The organism is Stenotrophomonas sp. TWI1183 (genome assembly GCF_039673115.1).
In the GTDB taxonomy this organism is placed as follows: domain Bacteria; phylum Pseudomonadota; class Gammaproteobacteria; order Xanthomonadales; family Xanthomonadaceae; genus Stenotrophomonas; species Stenotrophomonas maltophilia_AA.
In genome coordinates, this window is sequence record NZ_JBDJKZ010000001.1 from 33377 (window position 1) to 49931 (window position 16555).

Annotated in this window: 17 protein-coding genes and 1 pseudogene; 8 read left to right on the forward strand and 10 right to left on the reverse strand. The window is 67.1% G+C overall.

The window, feature by feature from the left end; all coding sequences use genetic code 11:
- Nucleotides 1–51: 51 nt before the first annotated feature.
- Nucleotides 52–1275 carry an MFS transporter gene (locus ABE434_RS00155; protein ID WP_346477323.1) on the forward strand — a complete coding sequence of 408 codons (1224 nt, stop codon included), beginning with the start codon at nucleotides 52–54 and terminating at the stop codon, nucleotides 1273–1275.
- Nucleotides 1272–1952, forward strand: coding sequence for a hypothetical protein (locus ABE434_RS00160; RefSeq protein WP_346477324.1), 681 nt, complete (start codon nucleotides 1272–1274; stop codon nucleotides 1950–1952). The genes ABE434_RS00155 and ABE434_RS00160 overlap by 4 nt, the downstream gene beginning before the upstream one ends.
- On the opposite strand, the gene ABE434_RS00165 is transcribed toward ABE434_RS00160, so the two are convergent.
- Nucleotides 1909–2706, reverse strand: coding sequence for a helix-turn-helix transcriptional regulator (locus ABE434_RS00165; RefSeq protein WP_346477325.1), 798 nt, complete (start codon nucleotides 2704–2706; stop codon nucleotides 1909–1911). The genes ABE434_RS00160 and ABE434_RS00165 overlap by 44 nt on opposite strands.
- 98 nt (nucleotides 2707–2804) lie before the next feature.
- A pseudogene (gene xth, locus ABE434_RS00170) lies at nucleotides 2805–3587 on the reverse strand (exodeoxyribonuclease III); the annotation flags it as partial.
- A 181-nt stretch (nucleotides 3588–3768) separates the two neighbouring features.
- Between xth and ABE434_RS00175 the strand changes: the two are divergent.
- The 4 genes from ABE434_RS00175 (at nucleotide 3769) to ABE434_RS00190 (ending at nucleotide 6732) form a co-directional block, all read left to right on the forward strand.
- Complete coding sequence (locus ABE434_RS00175; protein WP_346477326.1) at nucleotides 3769–4389, forward strand: DNA-3-methyladenine glycosylase; 621 nt, start codon at nucleotides 3769–3771, stop codon at nucleotides 4387–4389.
- A 17-nt stretch (nucleotides 4390–4406) separates the two neighbouring features.
- Complete coding sequence (locus tag ABE434_RS00180; protein WP_346477327.1) at nucleotides 4407–4970, forward strand: M23 family metallopeptidase; 564 nt, start codon at nucleotides 4407–4409, stop codon at nucleotides 4968–4970.
- Nucleotides 4971–5063: 93 nt separating this feature from the next.
- On the forward strand, nucleotides 5064–5561 hold the full coding sequence (locus ABE434_RS00185) for a ferritin-like domain-containing protein (protein WP_346477328.1): 498 nt from the start codon (nucleotides 5064–5066) through the stop codon (nucleotides 5559–5561).
- A 91-nt stretch (nucleotides 5562–5652) separates the two neighbouring features.
- Complete coding sequence (locus tag ABE434_RS00190; RefSeq protein WP_346477329.1) at nucleotides 5653–6732, forward strand: catalase family protein; 1080 nt, start codon at nucleotides 5653–5655, stop codon at nucleotides 6730–6732.
- 15 nt (nucleotides 6733–6747) lie between these two features.
- Here ABE434_RS00190 and ABE434_RS00195 read toward each other — a convergent pair whose 3' ends face one another.
- Nucleotides 6748–7641, reverse strand: coding sequence for a LysR family transcriptional regulator ArgP (locus tag ABE434_RS00195; RefSeq protein ID WP_346477330.1), 894 nt, complete (start codon nucleotides 7639–7641; stop codon nucleotides 6748–6750).
- A 101-nt stretch (nucleotides 7642–7742) separates the two neighbouring features.
- On the opposite strand from ABE434_RS00195, the gene ABE434_RS00200 reads away from it, so the two are divergent.
- The gene (locus tag ABE434_RS00200; RefSeq protein ID WP_346477683.1) at nucleotides 7743–8360 is read left to right on the forward strand and encodes a LysE/ArgO family amino acid transporter; all 618 of its coding nucleotides are present in this window, start codon (nucleotides 7743–7745) and stop codon (nucleotides 8358–8360) included.
- A gap of 3 nt (nucleotides 8361–8363) precedes the next feature.
- Here ABE434_RS00200 and ABE434_RS00205 read toward each other — a convergent pair whose 3' ends face one another.
- From ABE434_RS00205 to ABE434_RS00235, 7 genes are all read right to left on the reverse strand, one after another.
- The gene (locus ABE434_RS00205) at nucleotides 8364–8987 is read right to left on the reverse strand and encodes an AAA family ATPase (RefSeq protein WP_179458840.1); all 624 of its coding nucleotides are present in this window, start codon (nucleotides 8985–8987) and stop codon (nucleotides 8364–8366) included.
- 3 nt (nucleotides 8988–8990) lie between these two features.
- Nucleotides 8991–9332: a type II toxin-antitoxin system prevent-host-death family antitoxin gene (locus ABE434_RS00210; protein WP_346477331.1), complete on the reverse strand. Its 342-nt coding sequence runs from the start codon at nucleotides 9330–9332 to the stop codon at nucleotides 8991–8993.
- Nucleotides 9333–9425: 93 nt separating this feature from the next.
- Nucleotides 9426–11720: a GH92 family glycosyl hydrolase gene (locus tag ABE434_RS00215; protein ID WP_346477332.1), complete on the reverse strand. Its 2295-nt coding sequence runs from the start codon at nucleotides 11718–11720 to the stop codon at nucleotides 9426–9428.
- Between the two features lie 190 nt (nucleotides 11721–11910).
- Nucleotides 11911–13398 (reverse strand): glycine betaine/L-proline transporter ProP, encoded by a 1488-nt coding sequence (proP, locus tag ABE434_RS00220; protein WP_346477333.1) that lies wholly within the window; start codon nucleotides 13396–13398, stop codon nucleotides 11911–11913.
- A 288-nt stretch (nucleotides 13399–13686) separates the two neighbouring features.
- Nucleotides 13687–14016, reverse strand: coding sequence for a thioredoxin family protein (locus tag ABE434_RS00225; RefSeq protein ID WP_346477334.1), 330 nt, complete (start codon nucleotides 14014–14016; stop codon nucleotides 13687–13689).
- An 11-nt stretch (nucleotides 14017–14027) separates the two neighbouring features.
- Entirely contained in the window at nucleotides 14028–14444 is a 417-nt protein-coding gene (locus ABE434_RS00230) for a host attachment family protein (RefSeq protein ID WP_346477335.1), read from the reverse strand.
- Nucleotides 14445–14560: 116 nt separating this feature from the next.
- A complete protein-coding gene (locus ABE434_RS00235) occupies nucleotides 14561–15646 on the reverse strand; it encodes an alpha/beta hydrolase fold domain-containing protein (RefSeq protein ID WP_346477684.1) in 1086 nt (361 codons plus the stop codon).
- Between the two features lie 224 nt (nucleotides 15647–15870).
- On the opposite strand from ABE434_RS00235, the gene ABE434_RS00240 reads away from it, so the two are divergent.
- Nucleotides 15871–16548, forward strand: coding sequence for a DUF3348 domain-containing protein (locus tag ABE434_RS00240; RefSeq protein WP_346477336.1), 678 nt, complete (start codon nucleotides 15871–15873; stop codon nucleotides 16546–16548).
- Nucleotides 16549–16555: the final 7 nt, after the last annotated feature.

The following is a 16555-nucleotide window of genomic DNA, read 5'->3' on the forward strand; positions in this document are numbered from 1 at the left end:
CAGCTGCCCGGCCCAACACCGTGGGTATCCTCCGTTCCAGATCGTGCCCCCATGACCCCTGAAACCACTGCCCCACCCCTCGTCCCCACCGAGCCGACAGCCCCCGCGCCGAACCAGGGCTTCGCGATCCGCATCGTCGGCGCCGCTGCCTTCGCGCACCTGCTCAACGACATGATCCAGGCAGTGTTGCCGGCGGTCTATCCGATGTTCAAGGCCCAGTTCTCGCTGACCTTCGGGCAGATCGGCATCATCGCGCTGGTCTACCAGGTCACCGCCTCGCTGCTGCAGCCCTGGGTGGGCATGTACACCGACAAACGGCCGCTGCCCTATCTGCTGCCGTCCGGCATGATCGCGACCTTCGTCGGCATCGCCCTGATGGCGACGGCGACCCGTTACGAAATGCTCCTTGTCGCCGCGGCCGTGGTCGGCATCGGGTCGGCCACCTTCCATCCGGAGGCCTCGCGCGTGGCGCGGATGGCCTCGGGCGGTCGCTTCGGTACCGCGCAGTCCACCTTCCAGGTCGGCGGCAACACCGGCTCGGCGATCGGCCCGCTGCTGGCGGCGGCGATCGTGATTCCGCACGGGCAGCGGGCGATCGCCTGGTTCATGCTCGCCGCGGCACTGGCCATCACCGTGCTGTTCCGCCTGACGGGTTGGACCATCCAGCACGGCCAGGCCAAGATGAAGGGCTTGGCCAAAAGCCACGGCATCGGGTTGAGCCGGGGCAAGGTGATCCAAGCGATCGCGGTCATCGCGGTGCTGATGTTCGCGAAGTTCGTCTACATCGCCTCGTTCACCAACTACTTCACCTTCTACCTGATCGAGCGCTTCGGCCTGAGCGTGCAGCAGAGCCAGATCTACCTCTTCATCTTCCTGGCCTCGGTCGCGCTGGGCACCTTCATCGGGGGCCCGGTCGGGGACCGGATCGGGCGGAAAGCGGTGATCTGGATTTCCTTCCTGGGCGTCGCCCCGTTCGCGATCGCCCTGCCCTATGCCAACCTGATGGGCACGGCGGTGCTGGCGGTGGTGATCGGGCTGGTGATGTCCTCGGCGTTCGCTGCGCTGGTGGTGTATGCGCAGGAAGCGGTGCCGGGGCGCGTGGGCATGGTCTCGGGGCTGATGTTCGGCCTGATGTTCGGCATCGGCGGTATCGGCGCGGCCGGACTGGGCAATCTGGCCGACGTGCACGGCCTGGTGTGGGTCTACCACTTCACCTCTTACCTGCCGCTGCTCGGGCTGGCGACCGCGTTCCTGCCGAAGACCAGAATGCCGTGACCCCTGTCGAACTGCACTACACCCTCACCCCGGCGATGACCCGGCTGCGCGTGGCCGAGGCCTTGGCGCATGAGGCCCGAAAGGACGCGGCGTTGCTGGATGCTGTCGCGCGCGGGCAGCCCGGTGCACTCAAGCTTCTGCTGTTGCTGCCGTTTCCTGTGGCCAGCGCGCATCTGCTGCTGCAACGCGATGCGACACCCACCACGATGGTCACCGCGATCGTGCTTGCACTGCTCGCGCTGCCGCTGTGGCGTCTTGCCGATCGCCTCCTCGCGCCCCTCCACCGGCGCATCGAGATGCGTGCAGGCACGCGCGCCGGCCGTCTGGGTGCGCTCAGCCTGCGCTTGGCCGAGATCACCTTGCGCACACGTCTGGCGTCGCAGGAAGGCAACTACGTGCTCCGCTTCGATGACCACGGCTTCCGCCTGGGCCGCGACCCCCAGCACCCGGTGACGTTGGCCTGGACCGGGATCGTGCACGCGGCCGAAACCGAGCACTTCCATCGCATCGCCTGCGCCGCGCTGCATCGCCGCGGCAAGGCCCACTGGATTCCAAAGCGGTCCGAGGCGATGGAGCCCGCCGCCTTCCAGCAAGGTCTCCAGCTGTTCCTGGAGAGGATTCCTGAGGCCGCCTTCAGTGAAAAAACTGACTCGGCAGCTGCCCGAAGCGCTTCTTGAACATCGCAGTAAACGCGCTCGGACTGGCATAGCCCAGCGAGAGCGCCACGTCGATCACCTTGTCACCGTGCGCCAACTGCTCCAGCGCACGCAGCAGGCGCGCCTGTTGGCGCCATTGCCCGAAGGTCATGCCCAGTTCGCGCGCGCACAGGCGCTGGATGGTTTTCACGTCCACGCCCAGCCGGGTGGCCCAGTCCTGCAGCGTGGACGGATCCTCCGGGGTGGATTCCAGTTGCTGTCCGATCACCCGCAGGCGCGGGTCGGTCGGCTGCGGCAGGTGCAGCGGCAGCACCGGCAGCATCCGCAGCTCATCCAGGATCAACTGCATCAGCCGCCCGTCGCGTGACTCGGCCTGATACGGAGACGGTACGTCCATCGCGGCGTGGATCAGTGCGGCCAGCAACGGCGTCACCGAGACCGTCGATGCGCCGGCCGGCGGCTGGGCAATCGCCTGCGGCAGGATGTACAGGCTGCGCATGCCGACCGCGCCGATGCAGCTGACCTTGTGTCCCATGCCGGCCGGAATCCAGATCGCGCGCGTGCTGGGCACCACCCAGCGCCCCGCCCCGGCCTGCACCACCAGCACGCCGGATTCGGCGTAGACCAGTTGGTGGCGGTCCGGGTGGTGATGCAGCGCGATGATCGTGCCGGCCGGATACTCGCGCGCACGGCAGAACACCGGTGTCTCCGGGCCGGCCGGCAGTCGCTTGCCCTCGCCGACGCCCGGGGCGATGTCCCTTCTTCGATATGGCATGGCAATACCCTTCAAAACAGCCTGCCAGACGACTGTACCGTCTCAGGCGCGTTTTCGGTATGGGCGCCGGGCCGCTATCGGGGTTTTGTGGGCGCCAGCACCTCGATCCAGGTGGGCGCGTGGTCGCTGGGCTTTTCAAGGGCGCGCACCCAGCTGTCCACGCCCGCGTCTTTCAGGTTGGGCGCGAGTACGGGATTGAGCAGCAGGTGGTCGATCCGCAGGCCGCGGTCGCGGGTGAAGTGCTCGCGGAAGTAGTCCCAGAAAGTGAAGATCTCTGCGTCACCGTGGACCGCGCGCAGGCTGTCGGTCCAGCCCTGCCCGAGCAGCGCCTGGTACGCCTCGCGCACCTCGGGCTGCAGCAGCGCATCCTTGCGCCACGACTTGGGATCGTAGATGTCCGCATCGGTGGGCACGACGTTGAAATCGCCGATCAGTGCGGCGGGATGCGGCAGCGCGACCAGGCTCTTGGCGTGCTTGTGCAGGCGCTGCATCCACTTCAGCTTGTAGTCGAACTTCGGACCGGGCTGCGGATTGCCATTGGGCAGGTACAGGCCGCCCACGATCACGCCGTGCGCGGCGGCTTCCAGATAGCGGCTCTGGTCGTCCTTTGGATCGCCGGGCAGGCCACGCCGGCTTTCGATCGGGTCCTGGCCGCGCGCCAGCAGCGCAACCCCGTTCCAGGCGCGCTGGCCCTGCCAGATACATCCGTAGCCTGCATCGCGGATGGCGGCCTCCGGGAATGCCTCCTGGGTGGCCTTGAGTTCCTGCAGGGCGACGATATCCGGTTGTTCGCGCTCCAGCCACGCGAGCAGATGCGGCAGCCGGGTCAGCACGCCATTGACGTTGAAGGTCGCGATCTTCAGGCGTTTTCTGGCGGGCATGGCGCGTGCTTCGTGGCGGCGGATACGAAGCCGAGGATTGCCCCGCGACGATCAACCTGCTGCGAATGCCGGGCGAGCATCGCGTGACGATGATGGCGCGTTGATCGCGTATTGACCCGCGGCGCGTCACAGTAAGGAATCGTTTCGGACTGGCAAAGGTGTATCCATTGCGCGGATTGGCATGAAGAAGTGGACCGTTCTGCCGCGACGCTTCTACCAGCGGCACCCCACCGACGTGGCGCCCGAGCTGCTGAACAAGCTGCTGGTGCGCGATGACGGTCGGGCCGGGCGCATCGTCGAGGTGGAGGCGTACGCCGGTGACCAGGATCCTGCGGCGCATTCGTACCGCGGGATGACCGCGCGCACCGCCACGATGTTCGGTGAGGCCGGACACCTCTACGTCTATTTCAGCTACGGCATGCACTGGGGGTCGAATGCGGTCTGCGGTGAGGTCGGCCAGGGCTGGGGCGTGCTGCTGCGGGCACTCGAGCCGGTGGCGGGGCTGGAGCTGATCCGCGAAGCGCGTCCGGCCATCCAGCGCGATCGCGATCTGGCCAGTGGCCCGGGGCGGTTGTCGCAGGCGATGGGCATCACCAAGGCGCTGGATGGTGCGGATCTGGTGCGCAATGACCGTGGCATCCGCATTGTGTCCGATGGAATGGCGCCGCCAGAGGCGCCGGTGGTCGGGCCTCGGATCGGCATCAGCAAGGCGATCGAGTTTCCGTGGCGCTGGCATGTGCCGGAGCATCTGCATGTGTCGGGACGCATGGCTGCGAAAAAGTCGCGGGAGCCCGTCTCGTGAGTCCCGCGACGCCGCCCGTGCGCTCTTCGCCTGCACGCCGACTGCGGCGCTGGCTGCTCCGCTTGCTCGTCCTCGTCGTGTGCATCGTGGTGGCCGGCGTGCTCTGGAACAGCCCGATCGCGGAATCGCCCCGCGCGCTCTGGCGCCTGTCGCAGATGCCAGCCCCAACCGCCCTGCCCGTGCCCGTGGCCGGTGTTTCGGCACGCCAGGTGGCCGATACCTTCGGCGCACCGCGCGGACGCGATCGTACGCATGCCGGTGTGGACATCTTCGCCAAACGTGGCACCGAAGTGCGCAGCGCGACACCCGGCATCGTCGCGGATATCCGTGAGAGTGGCCTGGGTGGGCGCCAGGTGTGGGTGATGGGCCCGGCGCGCGAGCGCTATTACTACGCACACCTGGACGACTGGCGCGAGGGCCTGGCGCGCGGCGATGTCATCGAACAAGGCGCCGTGCTGGGCTACGTCGGCGATACCGGCAACGCGAAGGGCACGCCACCGCATCTGCACTGGGGCATCTACGGTGCCGACGGCGCTTACGATCCGCTGCCCCTGCTCAAGGCATGGCCGGACGCGCCCTGAGCGCGCGTGCAGGCCCCCTTCACAACAAAGCGCACCGGCCTAACACCCACGCGCCTAGCGTCGGTGACTCGACACCCACCGGCAGTACCTCCCATGGCGATCAAGACCGCAGAAGACCTGTTCATCCACGAGCTCTCGGATATCTACAGCGCAGAAAAGCAGCTGACCAAGGCGTTGCCCAGGCTGGCGCGCGCCGCCTCCAATCCCGACCTGGCCGCCGCGTTCACCACGCATCTGGAGGAAACCCAGGGCCAGATCGAGCGCATCGACCAGGTGGTGGAACTGCTGGGCATCCGGCTCAAGCGCATCAAGTGCGCCGCGATGGAAGGGTTGGTCGAAGAAGGCAAGGACGCGATCGACAGCATCGAGGAAGGCCCGGTGCGCGACGCAGCGCTGATCGGTGGCGCGCAGAAGGTGGAGCATTACGAAATCGCCTCCTACGGCACCATCGCCGCGCTGGCCAAACAGCTGGGCTATAAGGCGGCCGTACCGCTGCTACTGGAAACGCTCAAGGAAGAGAAAGACACGGACGAGAAGCTGACCCTGCTGGCCTTGTCCGGTGGTGGCAATGCCAAGGCCGCTGCGGCCTGAATCCAGCAAGTGTCCCGTTGCGCGGGGAGCCTGTCTCCCCGCGCAGCACGTTCCCCTCTTCGATGTCCACCTTGATCACACAGGAGCCTCCATGACGCTGCGCCCACCCGTCCTTTATCACGCCTCGCTTGAGCACGCCGATGCGGACGAGGCCACCCACATCCGTGAGCTGACCGAAGTGTTCGCACGCATGGCACTGACGGTGGCCGAACAGGAAGGCCACGCGCACCGCGCGGTGCACGCCAAGGGTCAAGGCCTGCTACGGGGCCGGCTGCGCGTGCTGGATGAACTGCCTGCGGAGCTGCGCCACGGCCTGTTTGCGCGGCCCGGCAGCTACGACGCGCGGGTGCGGCTGTCCTCGCCGCCGGCCGAGCAGCTCCCCGATTCGGTCTCCACCCCGCGCGCGATGGCGCTCAAAGTGATCGGCGTGGAGGGCGCGCGTGCGGAGGGCGCCGAGGAGCAGCACACGCAGGACTTCCTCATGGTCAACGGCCCCGCGTTCAATACGCCCGGGGTGGCCGGCTTCCTGCGTTCGGCCAAGCTGCTTGCCGCGACCACCGAGCGGATGCCGCGCACCAAGCGGATGATCTCGGCCACGCTGCGGGGTGCGGAAGCGGCACTCGAGGCAGTCGGTGGCCAGAGCGCCCTGCTCAAGGGCATGGGCGGCGAGCCGCAGCACCATCCGCTGGGGGAGACCTTCTTCAGCCAGGTGCCGTTTCTCTACGGTCCGTACATGGCCAAGTTTTCGTTGGCGCCGGTCTCACCTGCCCTGCTCGCACTGACCGGCGACAGAATCGGTTCGGACGAAGACGCGCAGCGCGACGCGGTGGTGGCCTTCTTCACCGACCTGCCCAATCCAGTCGAATGGGAGCTACGCGTGCAGCTGTGCCGCGATGTGGAGCGCATGCCGATCGAAGATGCGTCGGTTGTCTGGCCCGAGGCGGACAGCCCGTTCCTGCCGGTCGCACGCCTGAGCGTGGCACAGCAGGAGGCCTGGCAGCCTGACAGCTCGCCTGGCGTCGAGGATGCGCTCGCGTTCGCGCCGTGGCACGCGCTGGCCGAGCATCGTCCGCTCGGTGGCCTGAACCGGGCGCGCCGCGTGGTGATGGCTGCCTCGCGTCAGTTCCGCTCGCGTTTCAATGGCTGCCCGATCCACGAGCCGGTGGGCTGAGACAGGTCGGCCGCATTACGGATCGCGAAGTACTTTGCTTGCCGCGTCTCGCATCGCAGCCGTGATGCGCTGTAGCGTGGTCGAGCGGATCGCCGCGTGCTGCCAGTACAGTGGCACGTCGATCCAGCGCGCTGGATCAAGCTCGACCACCGCGTTTCTCTGCAGCGCAGTGGAGGCGAGTGATTCGGGCACCAGGCACCAGCCCAGCCCAAGTGCCGCAGCCTCGACAAAGCCCGTCGACGTAGGCAGGTAGTGCACCGGCGGGGACAGCGTCGCGCGCGTGACGGTGCGGAGATACCGCGCCTGCAGCCGGTCCTTGCGGTTGAAGACGATCATCGGGGCGGAGGTCAGGGAGGCCGCGCTCACGCCTGCACCGAAATACGTCGCTTTGAATGCCGGCGCCGCGATCGCCAGATAGCGCATCGTGCCCAGCGGGTGGACATTGCACCCCTGCAGGGCCTTGGCATCCGCCGTCACCGCGCCCAGTGCCGAGCCGTCCCGGAGCAGATCCAGCGTGTGGTCCTGATCGTCCACGCGCAGGTCGAAGGTGTAGCCATGTGCAGCATGCAACGCGGCCAACGCGGGTAGAAACCACGTTTCCAGCGAGTCGTCGTTGACCGCCAGGCAGACGTTGCGATGCTGCACCTCCGCATCCGGCAGGAAGTCGGCGAGCACCTCTTCTTCCAGCGTCTGCATCGGACGCACGCGGCGCAGCAGCTGTTCCCCGGCGGGTGTGGGGCGGCACGGTGCCTGGCGCACGATCAGTACCTGGCCGAGACGGTCCTCCAGCGCCTTGATCCGCTGGGAGATCGCGGACTGGGTGAGGTTGAGCCGCCGCGCGGCGGCCTCGAAGCTGCCCTCCTCCAGGACGGCCGAGAACGCGGCGAGTTGGGGATGGAGCAGGCTCATGGCGGTCTCGGCATCAGGAATGCTTATCGTGCCACAGGAAATGTAGCTGGGCTTATCCCCCTCCTGCGGCCACCCTGCACGCCCCTTCCGTGGATTTCCCCATGCAGCCAGCTGCCGCCCTCGCCGGCTTTTTCACCGGTGCCGGTCTCATCATCGCCATCGGCGCCCAGAACGCCTTCGTGCTCCGCCAGGGCCTGAAACAGCAGCACGTCGCGCTGGTCGTCGCGGTCTGTGCGGCCGGCGACATCGTGCTGATCCTGCTGGGGGTGGCCGGCATCGGCGCAGCCGTGGCGCGTTTCCCATTGCTGCTCGAGGTCCTGCGCTTCGGTGGGGCGGCCTTTCTCGCGGTATACGGCCTGATGGCAGCGCGCCGGGCCTGGTCCGGCGGTGGCGGGCTTGATGCAGCGGCTGACATGCAGGCGGGATGGCAGCGCACGCTGCTGGTCTGCCTGGCATTCACCTTCCTCAATCCGCACGTGTACCTGGACACGATGGTGCTGCTCGGCAGCCTCTCGACCCGCTACCCGGGCGATGCCCGGTGGTTGTTCGCGGCAGGCGCGTGCCTGGCCAGCGTGTCGTGGTTCACCCTGCTCGGCGTCGGGGCGCGCTGGCTGCAACCGTGGTTCGCGCATGCCAGGGGGTGGCGCTGGCTGGACGCGGGCATCGCGGTCTTTATGCTTACGCTGAGCGTGCTGTTGCTGCTCAGGCCCCTGCAGTAACACTTACGCAGGGGTATGCAGCTCCATGGCCCGCATCACGATGGGCTTCGCCCAGTCCGGGGTCTGCAGCAGCTCGATCGCCGAGGCCGGATAGTGCAGCCCGTTGCGATCCAGCTGCAGCACCGGCAGCGGTTCGGCGCCATCGGCGTCGGCCGGGGCGCTGTTGTCGTAGACGTGCAGTTCCGCCAGATGCGGCAACAGGGCCAGCAGGTTCTCGCGGGAGGAGTCGTAGCGGGCGCGGATCTTGTCGGCGGGAATATCGTGCCCACCGCGACTGACCCGCGCGGCGACGCGTTCCATGTGCAGCTCCACGCTCTGCAGGCCGCAGAACCAGATCGCCACGTCGTGCTGTTCGCACGCCTCACGCAGCAGGCGCGGGATGGTGTTGCCGCCCAGCGTGGTTTCGAACGCGAAGTCGGTGCCCTCGTCGATCGCCTGCCGCAGCCGGCGCGCGCCTTCATTCCAGGCCGCAGCGTTGGCCTCGCCCAGCGACCACCCCGTCTCCACCAGGCGGCGGGTGAACGTATCCGGGTTGAACCAGGTCAGGCCTTCTTCTTCCAGCCACATGCCCAGCAGCGAACTCTTGCCGGCGCCATTGACGCCAGCCAGTACCAGAATGCGCCCCATCGGTCAGAGGGGGCTGCCGAGGGCGACCTTGCGGCCACGGCGGATCGGCTGACCCAGCACCTTGCCCAGCCCGCCATCGCGGCCCAGGTTCGCCAGCGTGGTATCGAACGCGGCGCGCAGGCGTTCCAGCTCGCCCAGCCGCTCATCGGCATCGCCACCGGCGGCCTTGGCCAGCAGCTCCTGGTAGGTCTTGATGTCCACGATCACCGCTTCGGGGTGATTGTGGTTGGTGATCACCAGGGCCTGTTTCTCGCGGACGGTCCGCATCAGGCTGGGCCAGCCGCGGGTTTTCACCGACGACGCCGTAGCCTTTTCAAGGCCGGGCAGATCCAGTGGCAGGGTCATGGCACGCTCCAGGACGGGATGGCCCTACTATACCCCTTCTGGCCAAATTGGACATAAATCCCATTTTGGCCAGAAGGGCGCCCCGGCAGCCGGTCAGCGGGACATCGAGTACGGCTGCTCCGCGCCCTGCCCCGGCCAGGCCTTGTTTGGCTCGGCCTGGAGGGTGAAGCGCAGCTCGCCACCGGCCAGGATTTCCTCGTGGCGCAGGAAGGTGCGCTGCAGCGGCTGGCCATTGAGCGTCACCGAGCCGACGTAGTCGTGGCCCTTGCCCAGCCCGTCGGTGACGATGGTGAAGGTCTTGCCGTTCGGCAGGTGCAGCGCCGCCTTGGGCAGGAACGGGCGGCCGATGATGTATTCGCCACTGCCCGGTGCCACCGGGTAGAAGCCCAGCGCGGTGAACACGTACCACGCCGACATCTGGCCCAGGTCGTCATTGCCGGCCAGGCCGTCGGGGCGGTCGGCGTACTGGGTGTCCATGATCTGTTTCAGGCGGGCCTGGGTGCGCCACGGCTGGCCGGCATGGGCATACAGGTAGGCCACGTGGTGGCTGGGCTCGTTGCCGTGCGCGTACCAGCCGATTAGGCCGGTGATGTCTTCCATGTGCTCGAAGATCGCGGGGTCGACCTTGGCCTCGAACACCTGGTCCAGACGGGCCAGCAGAGCGTCGCTGCCCCCGTGCGCGGCGGCCAGGCCGGCCACGTCGTGCGGCACATACCAGGAGTACTGCCAGGCGTTGCCTTCGGTGTAATCCGTGCCGTAGCCGCTGGCGCTCGGATCGAACGGCGTGCGGAAGCTGCCATCGCGCTTGCGCGCCCGCATGAAACCGGTGTCCTTGTCATAGGCATTGCGCCAGTTCGTGGCGCGCTTCTCGAACTCACCGGCGACCTGGGTGTTGCCCATCGCCTTGGCCATGCGCGCGATGGTCCAGTCGTCGAAGGCATATTCCAGCGTCTTGCTGGCGGCCTCGCCTTCTTCATCGATCGGCACCCAGCCCAGCTCGCGGTACTGCGCGATGCCGTCGTACGGGCCGTAATTCGCGGTGGCCACCATCGCCGCCAACGCCTTGTTCTCATCGAACCCGCGGATGCCCTTGAGGTAGGCATCGGCGATCACCGGCACGGCGTGGTAGCCGATCATGCACCAGGTTTCCTGGCCGTGGAACGCCCATACCGGCAGCATCCCGTAGGCGCTGTTGTGCTGGTGCGCGAGCAGCGAATTGATGAAATCGCTGTTGCGCTTCTCCGGCTGCACCAGGGTCAGCAGCGGATGCAGGGCGCGGTAGGTGTCCCACAGCGAGAACGTCGAGTAGTTGGTATAGCCCTCGGCGCGGTGCACGGCATTGTCCGAGCCGCGGTACTGGCCATCGCTGTCCATGAACACGGTCGGCCCGAGCAGGCTGTGGTACAGCGCGGTGTAGGCGCTGCGACGGTCGTGCTCGGGGCCGTCGATATCCAGCACCGACAGTGCCTGCGTCCACTGCGTCTTTGCCTCGGCACGGACACGGTCGAAATCGAAGCCCGGCACTTCACTCTCCAGGTTGGCGATCGCACCGGCCTCGCTGACCGACGAAATCGCCACCGTCACCACCAGCGGCGTGTCCAGCGTGCCGAAATCGAAGGTGCCGACCAGCTGGCGCCCTTCAATCTGCGCACGCTGGGCCGGGCTCTGGTGACCCGGCGGCGGGAAGCCCTTGTAGGCGATGTCGGTCTCGGTGTTGTGGAATGCGTGACCGGTCAGCGGCCGCGAGAAGCGCATCGCGAAATACAGCTGCCGGCCCGGTGCCCAGCCGCGGGTCTCGCGGAAGCCGGTGATGGTGCCGTCCTCGCGGGCGCGCAGGCGCGACCACATGATCTTGCCCGGGTAGTCGTAGAGGCTGGTGCGCAGGTCCAGCAGCACGCGTGCGGGCTGGTTGGTCGGATAGGTATAGCGATGCACGCCGACGCGGGTGCTGGTGGTCAGCTCGGCGCGCACCTTCGGATCATCCAGGGTGACGGCGTAGTAGCCTGGTTCGGCGCGCTCGTCGTCGTGGCGGAAGCGCGAGGTATAGCCGCTGCCGGGTTTGTCCGGATCGCCCCGCTCCAGGCTGGCATCGGTACGCACCGGCATCAGCAGCACATCGCCCAGATCGGAATGGCCGCTGCCGGAGAAGTGCGTGTGCGAGAAGCCGACGATGCTGGTGTCGTCATGCCGGTAGCCCGCCGCCCAGCCATACGCCTTCTCGCGCGGCTGGATGCGGGTGTCCGGGCTGAGCTGCACCATCCCGAACGGGACGGTCGCGCCGGGATAGGTGTGCCCCTCCCCGGCCGTGCCGATGAACGGATCGACCGCCGCATAGGCACGTTCGCCGAGCTTCGACGGTGCCGCCGTGGCCGTGCCGGCCACCAACATCGCCCCTACCGCGAGCCCCAACCACCGCACCGTCCCCGTTTTTGTCATGGCGTTGAATTTAGATCGATTCAGGTGAGGTTGATCCTAGCACTGGCCGATCGGGCTGACATGTTGCGGTGCGGGTGTCGCCGGCGCCGGGCCGATCGGCCGGCGCCATTGCCGTTCCGTCGATGACGGACGCAGACCGGCGTCACGCCGGACGCGCGTCCTCCGGCACGGCGGCCACCGGCAGCGTCGGCTGGGTCGCATCCACCGTGACCGGCTCGTCGCTCCGCATCAGCGCACGGGCTTCGGCTTCGCTGGCCACCGCCGGCGGCGAACCACGCAGCGGCATCCCGGCCGTCTCACGCACGAACAGCATGGTGATCACGCCGATCACCGCCGCGCCCATCAGGTAGTACGCCGGCACCAGCGGATCGCCGGTGCGCTCCACCAGCCAGGCGGTCACCAACGGCGTGGTGCCACCGAACAGCGACACCGAGACATTGAAGGCGATCGACAGCGCGCTGTAGCGCACCGGCGTATAGAACAGCGCCGGCAGCGTGGACGGCATCGAACTGGTGAAACACACCAGCGCCACGCCGAGCAGCATCAGCCCGAGGAAGATCAGCCAGTCATTGCCACTGCCAACCAGCTTCAGGCACGGGATCGCCAGCAGGAACAGCGCGATGCAGGCACCGATGATCATCGGGCGGCGGCCCAGGCGATCGCTGAACAACCCGCCCAGCACATTGAGCGGCATCATCACCAGCATCACGATGATGATCAACAGCAGGCCCTTGCTCTCGGCATAACCCATCGTGACGCTGAGATAGCTTGGCATGTAGGTGAGCAGCATGTAATCGGTGACGTTGAACACGAGCACCAGGCCGACGCAGATCAGCAGCTGCGCCCAATGCACGCGGAACAATGCGCCCAGGCCGGGACGTTCGTGGTCGCGCTTTTCGGCTTCTTCGGCATAGGCGCGGAAGGCCGGGGTTTCTTCCAGCTTCATGCGCATGTACAGGCCGAGCAGGCCCAGCGGGCCGGCCACCAGGAACGGAATGCGCCAGCCCCAGTCCAGCATCTGGGTGCCGCTCAGGGCCATGTGCAGCGCGGTGACGGTGCCGGCACCGGCGATGTAGCCGCCCAGCGTGCCGAACTCCAGCCAGCTGCCCATCAGGCCGCGATTGCGGTCGGTCGAATACTCGGCAATGAAGGTGGCCGCGCCGCCGTACTCGCCACCGGTGGAGAAGCCCTGCACGATGCGGGCGAGCAGCAGCAGTGCCGGCGCCCATATTCCGATGCGGTCATAGGAGGGGATCAGGCCGATGCTGAAGGTGCCGGCGGCCATCAGGATCATGGTGAAGGCAAGCACTTTCTGGCGGCCGTACTTGTCGCCCAGCGGCCCGAATACCAGGCCGCCCAGCGGGCGCACCAGGAAGGCGACGGTGAAGGTCGCGAAGGTCGCGATCAGCTGCGCGGTCGGGCTGCTGTCGGGGAAGAACACCTGGCCGAGGGTCACGGCGAGGTAACCGTAGACACCGAAATCGAACCATTCCATCGCGTTGCCGAGCGCGGCGGCGCCGACGGCCTTCTTCAACATCGGACGGTCAACGACGGTGACTTCGTCGACGTGCATCTGGCGGCGGCGTTTGAACCAGCCGAAATGGGCATGTGCGGCATGCAGGTCCTGCATCTGCTTTCTCCTGGAAGCAGGCCATCGCGGCGCCCGAGGTCCCGCGCACGGCACAGGAAATACCGCCTCTGATGACACAGCGCGATGCGCGACGAGGGGTTGCAACAGACGATCCCGGACGGCCGCGTGGACTCAGCGACGCTGCGGGATGGATGACCAGGAAGCGGGCAATGGCCCGGGGGTGATCAAGCGGGCCATGTTACTACAAACGGCGCTATCGATCCTCCCACCCTGCCTGCGGACGGCATGGAACAGCGTGTTTCAAGCTGTTTCAATGCATGCAATGACTTACGGATCGCGCTCCAGCGCATCGATCAAGGGTGCAAGATCTTCCCTCTCCTGCGGCCGTACGGCCCGCGCGATTTCCTGGCCGTCCCGTAGCAGGATCACGGTCGGCCACAGCTTCACCGCGAAGGAGCGGCCGAGTGGCCGCCCCTTCCCGTCTTCCACCTTCAGATGCGTGGTGTCATAGCCACCGAGGAACTTCTGCAGCAGCGGTTGCGCGGCGCTGCAGTGGCCACACCAGCCCGTGCCGAATTCCAGCAGCACCCAGCCGCTGCCTGCATCGAGCTCGCTGCGGGTGATCTCGGCAGGGCTGTACTCACGAACGAAGGCCATGGGCGCTTCCCTCAGGAGGAAAGAGCGCGCTGGATATCCTCCAGCGGCGCGTTGGTGTAGTCCTTGGCCAGATCCTTGATCAGGCGCTCTTGGGTTTCCTTGTGCAGCAGCGGACGGATACGGCCCAGGGTCTGCGGATCGGCGATCAGGATCAGGTGTGCGTAGCGGTTCTTCAGCGCATCTTCGTTCAACTGCGCGGCCACCTGCTTGGCGAAGGTCGCCTCGTTGAGCTGGGAGATGCTCATATCCTGCGGCACCGAGCCGGACGGCCCCTGCCCGGACGCGCCGGTATCGCTGACGGCCTGCAGCTGCAGTTCCCCCTCCTGCTTGAGTTGCAGCTTGTGCGCGGTGCCGACGTTGGTGAACACGCGGGCCGAGCCGCCATCGGCTACAACGACCAGGGTACCTTCGGGAATCTGCTGACTCATCATCTACTCCTTATGGGGAAAACCGAGCGCGGGTGCACTCGGGTTCCACCGTAGGCAACGGCATGTAAGCACCGTGCATACGGATGTATGCACAGCGTATGCAGGCCCTGTGCGCCCTACTCCCCCGGGGATGCCGGCAGCGGCATCTGCAGGTGCCTGGCGAAGAAACGCGCCATCACCCGGTAGGCCTGCTGGCTTTCCGGCAAGCGCGCGTCCAGGTGGAAGGCGTGGCCCAGGCCGTCCCAGACGTGCAGGTCCGACGCGCGGCCAAGGTCCACCAGCCGGGAATGGGTGTAGGCGACGTTGCTCATTTCCGCCGCGCGGGTGGCGGTGATGAACAGCGTGGGCGGAAACCGGGCCAACACCGCATCGGAAAACACCGGCGACACCAGCGGATCCCGGAAATCGACCTTGCCGTAGTACAGGTCTTCCATGATCGGCAGCGTGCCATCGGCATGCGGCAGCAGGGCATCGGTGACCGCCGCGGCGACATAGCGCGAGTCGCCGCCGTAACGGGCATCGCCGCCGGCGCAGAACAACCCGGCCGCAGCCGGCATCGGCAGCTTTTCCTTGTCGAACCACGCCAGCGATTCGCCGGTCAGCACGCCACCGGCCGAGCAGCCGAACAGGCCGATGTGCTGCGCGGGCATTTTCTCCAGCGCGGCACGATATACCGCCGCGACATCTTCGCTGGCGGCCGGGAACTGGTGCTCGGGCCCCTGCCGATATTCCACCGCCACCACCGTGGCACCGGTCATCGCCGCCACCGGGATCGCCTCGAGCAGGCCGAGACTGTCGGCACGCCCGAACACGAAGGCGCCGCCATGCAGCTCGATCAGCAGGCGCCGCTGCGCCGGGTCGGCGGGTGCACTGCGTGGCTCGACCCGCACCACCGGCACGCCGTTCCAGCGCTCGTGGTGCAGCTCCACCGGATAGCGCTCGCGCAGCGCCTGGATTTCTCCGTAGGCCCATGCGTCCGCGCCCTGGCGGATCGCCGCTAATTCTTTGAGCACGGTGGCGTTGTCCATCTTTGCGACGGGATCGCCGTTGACCACGGCGCTGCGCATCGCCGCCTGTGCTTCAAGGCTTAGATAGGGCGAGAGCGGTAAGGCAAATCCGGGGACGTTCCGCACGCCCTCCGTGGCTGAAGGTGCGGGCGTGGCCGCCATGACGGTCCCGTTGGCGGCCAACCACAGCGCCATCGGCGCGATCTTCCCGGTCCACCCCATCTTCTGCACTCCCCTGTGAGATCGGGTCACAGAATAATCGTTGCCTCGCCGCAGACGCTATGCAGCCGGGCTGGAATCCTATCGACTCATCCGGTTCGCCATGCGCCCCGGCCAGGGGGCGCATGGCCGAGACTGAACCCGGTTCCCCGGCGACAGGCGGTCATTACGGTGTAAAATTCATCGTTTTAACCGGAACAATGGCCAAAACCGCGCAACGGACGCCTGTCCTGGGCCCGGCCTTCATCCGGCTGCTGGCCCGCCTCGCCGAAAGCAACCTGTCCTCGACGGGCCCTGCCCTGTCCGACCGGCTCAGCGAGTGGGTGGACTGGACGCGGGCGGTTACGTTGTCCAAGGCACTCGATGGCCGGCTCCCGCCGGCGGTGGAAGGCCCGGATTTCGACGCCGACGAGGACGCCGAGGTCCAGCGGATCCGCGCGACGCTGGAGGCCAGCATTGTTCAGGAACCTGAGCCTGCCAGGCCGCCTCGCCGGGTGGTCGACGCCGGCGGTGTCGAAGCGTCCAGCGATTACACCGTGTTCCGCGAGCGCTACATCACCCTGCAGCGCTCGATGCTCGGTGCCACCAGCCGTCTGCGTGGCCGTCTGCGCGACATGTTGACCCGCGCCTCGCCCGAGATGGCCAGGCTCGCCGAAGTCGATGCGCTGATGGAGCAGACCCTGAGCGCGCGCGAGCACAGCCTGCTGGCCAAGGTGCCGGTGCTGCTCGGGGTGCATTTCGAACGCCTGCGCGATGCCGGCAGCGATGATGCCTGGCGCGAGGTGTTCCGCCGCGACATGCAGAGCCTGCTGCTGGCCGAGCTGGATATCCGTTTTCAACCGATCGAAGGCCTGCTTGCAGCGCTTCGCACCCACTAACCGGGAC

What these genes read in the sequence shown, in the direction of transcription:
- ABE434_RS00155 (WP_346477323.1), top strand. Translation starts at nt 52, where the DNA reads ATGACCCCTGAAACCACTGCCCCACCCCTCGTCCCCACCGAGCCGACA.
- ABE434_RS00165 (WP_346477325.1), bottom strand. Translation starts at nt 2,706, where the DNA reads ATGCCATATCGAAGAAGGGACATCGCCCCGGGCGTCGGCGAGGGCAAG.
- ABE434_RS00175 (WP_346477326.1), top strand. Translation starts at nt 3,769, where the DNA reads ATGAAGAAGTGGACCGTTCTGCCGCGACGCTTCTACCAGCGGCACCCC.
- ABE434_RS00185 (WP_346477328.1), top strand. Translation starts at nt 5,064, where the DNA reads ATGGCGATCAAGACCGCAGAAGACCTGTTCATCCACGAGCTCTCGGAT.
- ABE434_RS00190 (WP_346477329.1), top strand. Translation starts at nt 5,653, where the DNA reads ATGACGCTGCGCCCACCCGTCCTTTATCACGCCTCGCTTGAGCACGCC.
- ABE434_RS00195 (WP_346477330.1), bottom strand. Translation starts at nt 7,641, where the DNA reads ATGAGCCTGCTCCATCCCCAACTCGCCGCGTTCTCGGCCGTCCTGGAG.
- ABE434_RS00200 (WP_346477683.1), top strand. Translation starts at nt 7,743, where the DNA reads ATGCAGCCAGCTGCCGCCCTCGCCGGCTTTTTCACCGGTGCCGGTCTC.
- ABE434_RS00205 (WP_179458840.1), bottom strand. Translation starts at nt 8,987, where the DNA reads ATGGGGCGCATTCTGGTACTGGCTGGCGTCAATGGCGCCGGCAAGAGT.
- ABE434_RS00210 (WP_346477331.1), bottom strand. Translation starts at nt 9,332, where the DNA reads ATGACCCTGCCACTGGATCTGCCCGGCCTTGAAAAGGCTACGGCGTCG.
- ABE434_RS00215 (WP_346477332.1), bottom strand. Translation starts at nt 11,720, where the DNA reads ATGTTGGTGGCCGGCACGGCCACGGCGGCACCGTCGAAGCTCGGCGAA.
- proP (WP_346477333.1), bottom strand. Translation starts at nt 13,398, where the DNA reads ATGCAGGACCTGCATGCCGCACATGCCCATTTCGGCTGGTTCAAACGC.
- ABE434_RS00225 (WP_346477334.1), bottom strand. Translation starts at nt 14,016, where the DNA reads ATGGCCTTCGTTCGTGAGTACAGCCCTGCCGAGATCACCCGCAGCGAG.
- ABE434_RS00230 (WP_346477335.1), bottom strand. Translation starts at nt 14,444, where the DNA reads ATGAGTCAGCAGATTCCCGAAGGTACCCTGGTCGTTGTAGCCGATGGC.
- ABE434_RS00235 (WP_346477684.1), bottom strand. Translation starts at nt 15,646, where the DNA reads ATGGCGCTGTGGTTGGCCGCCAACGGGACCGTCATGGCGGCCACGCCC.
- ABE434_RS00240 (WP_346477336.1), top strand. Translation starts at nt 15,871, where the DNA reads ATGGCCAAAACCGCGCAACGGACGCCTGTCCTGGGCCCGGCCTTCATC.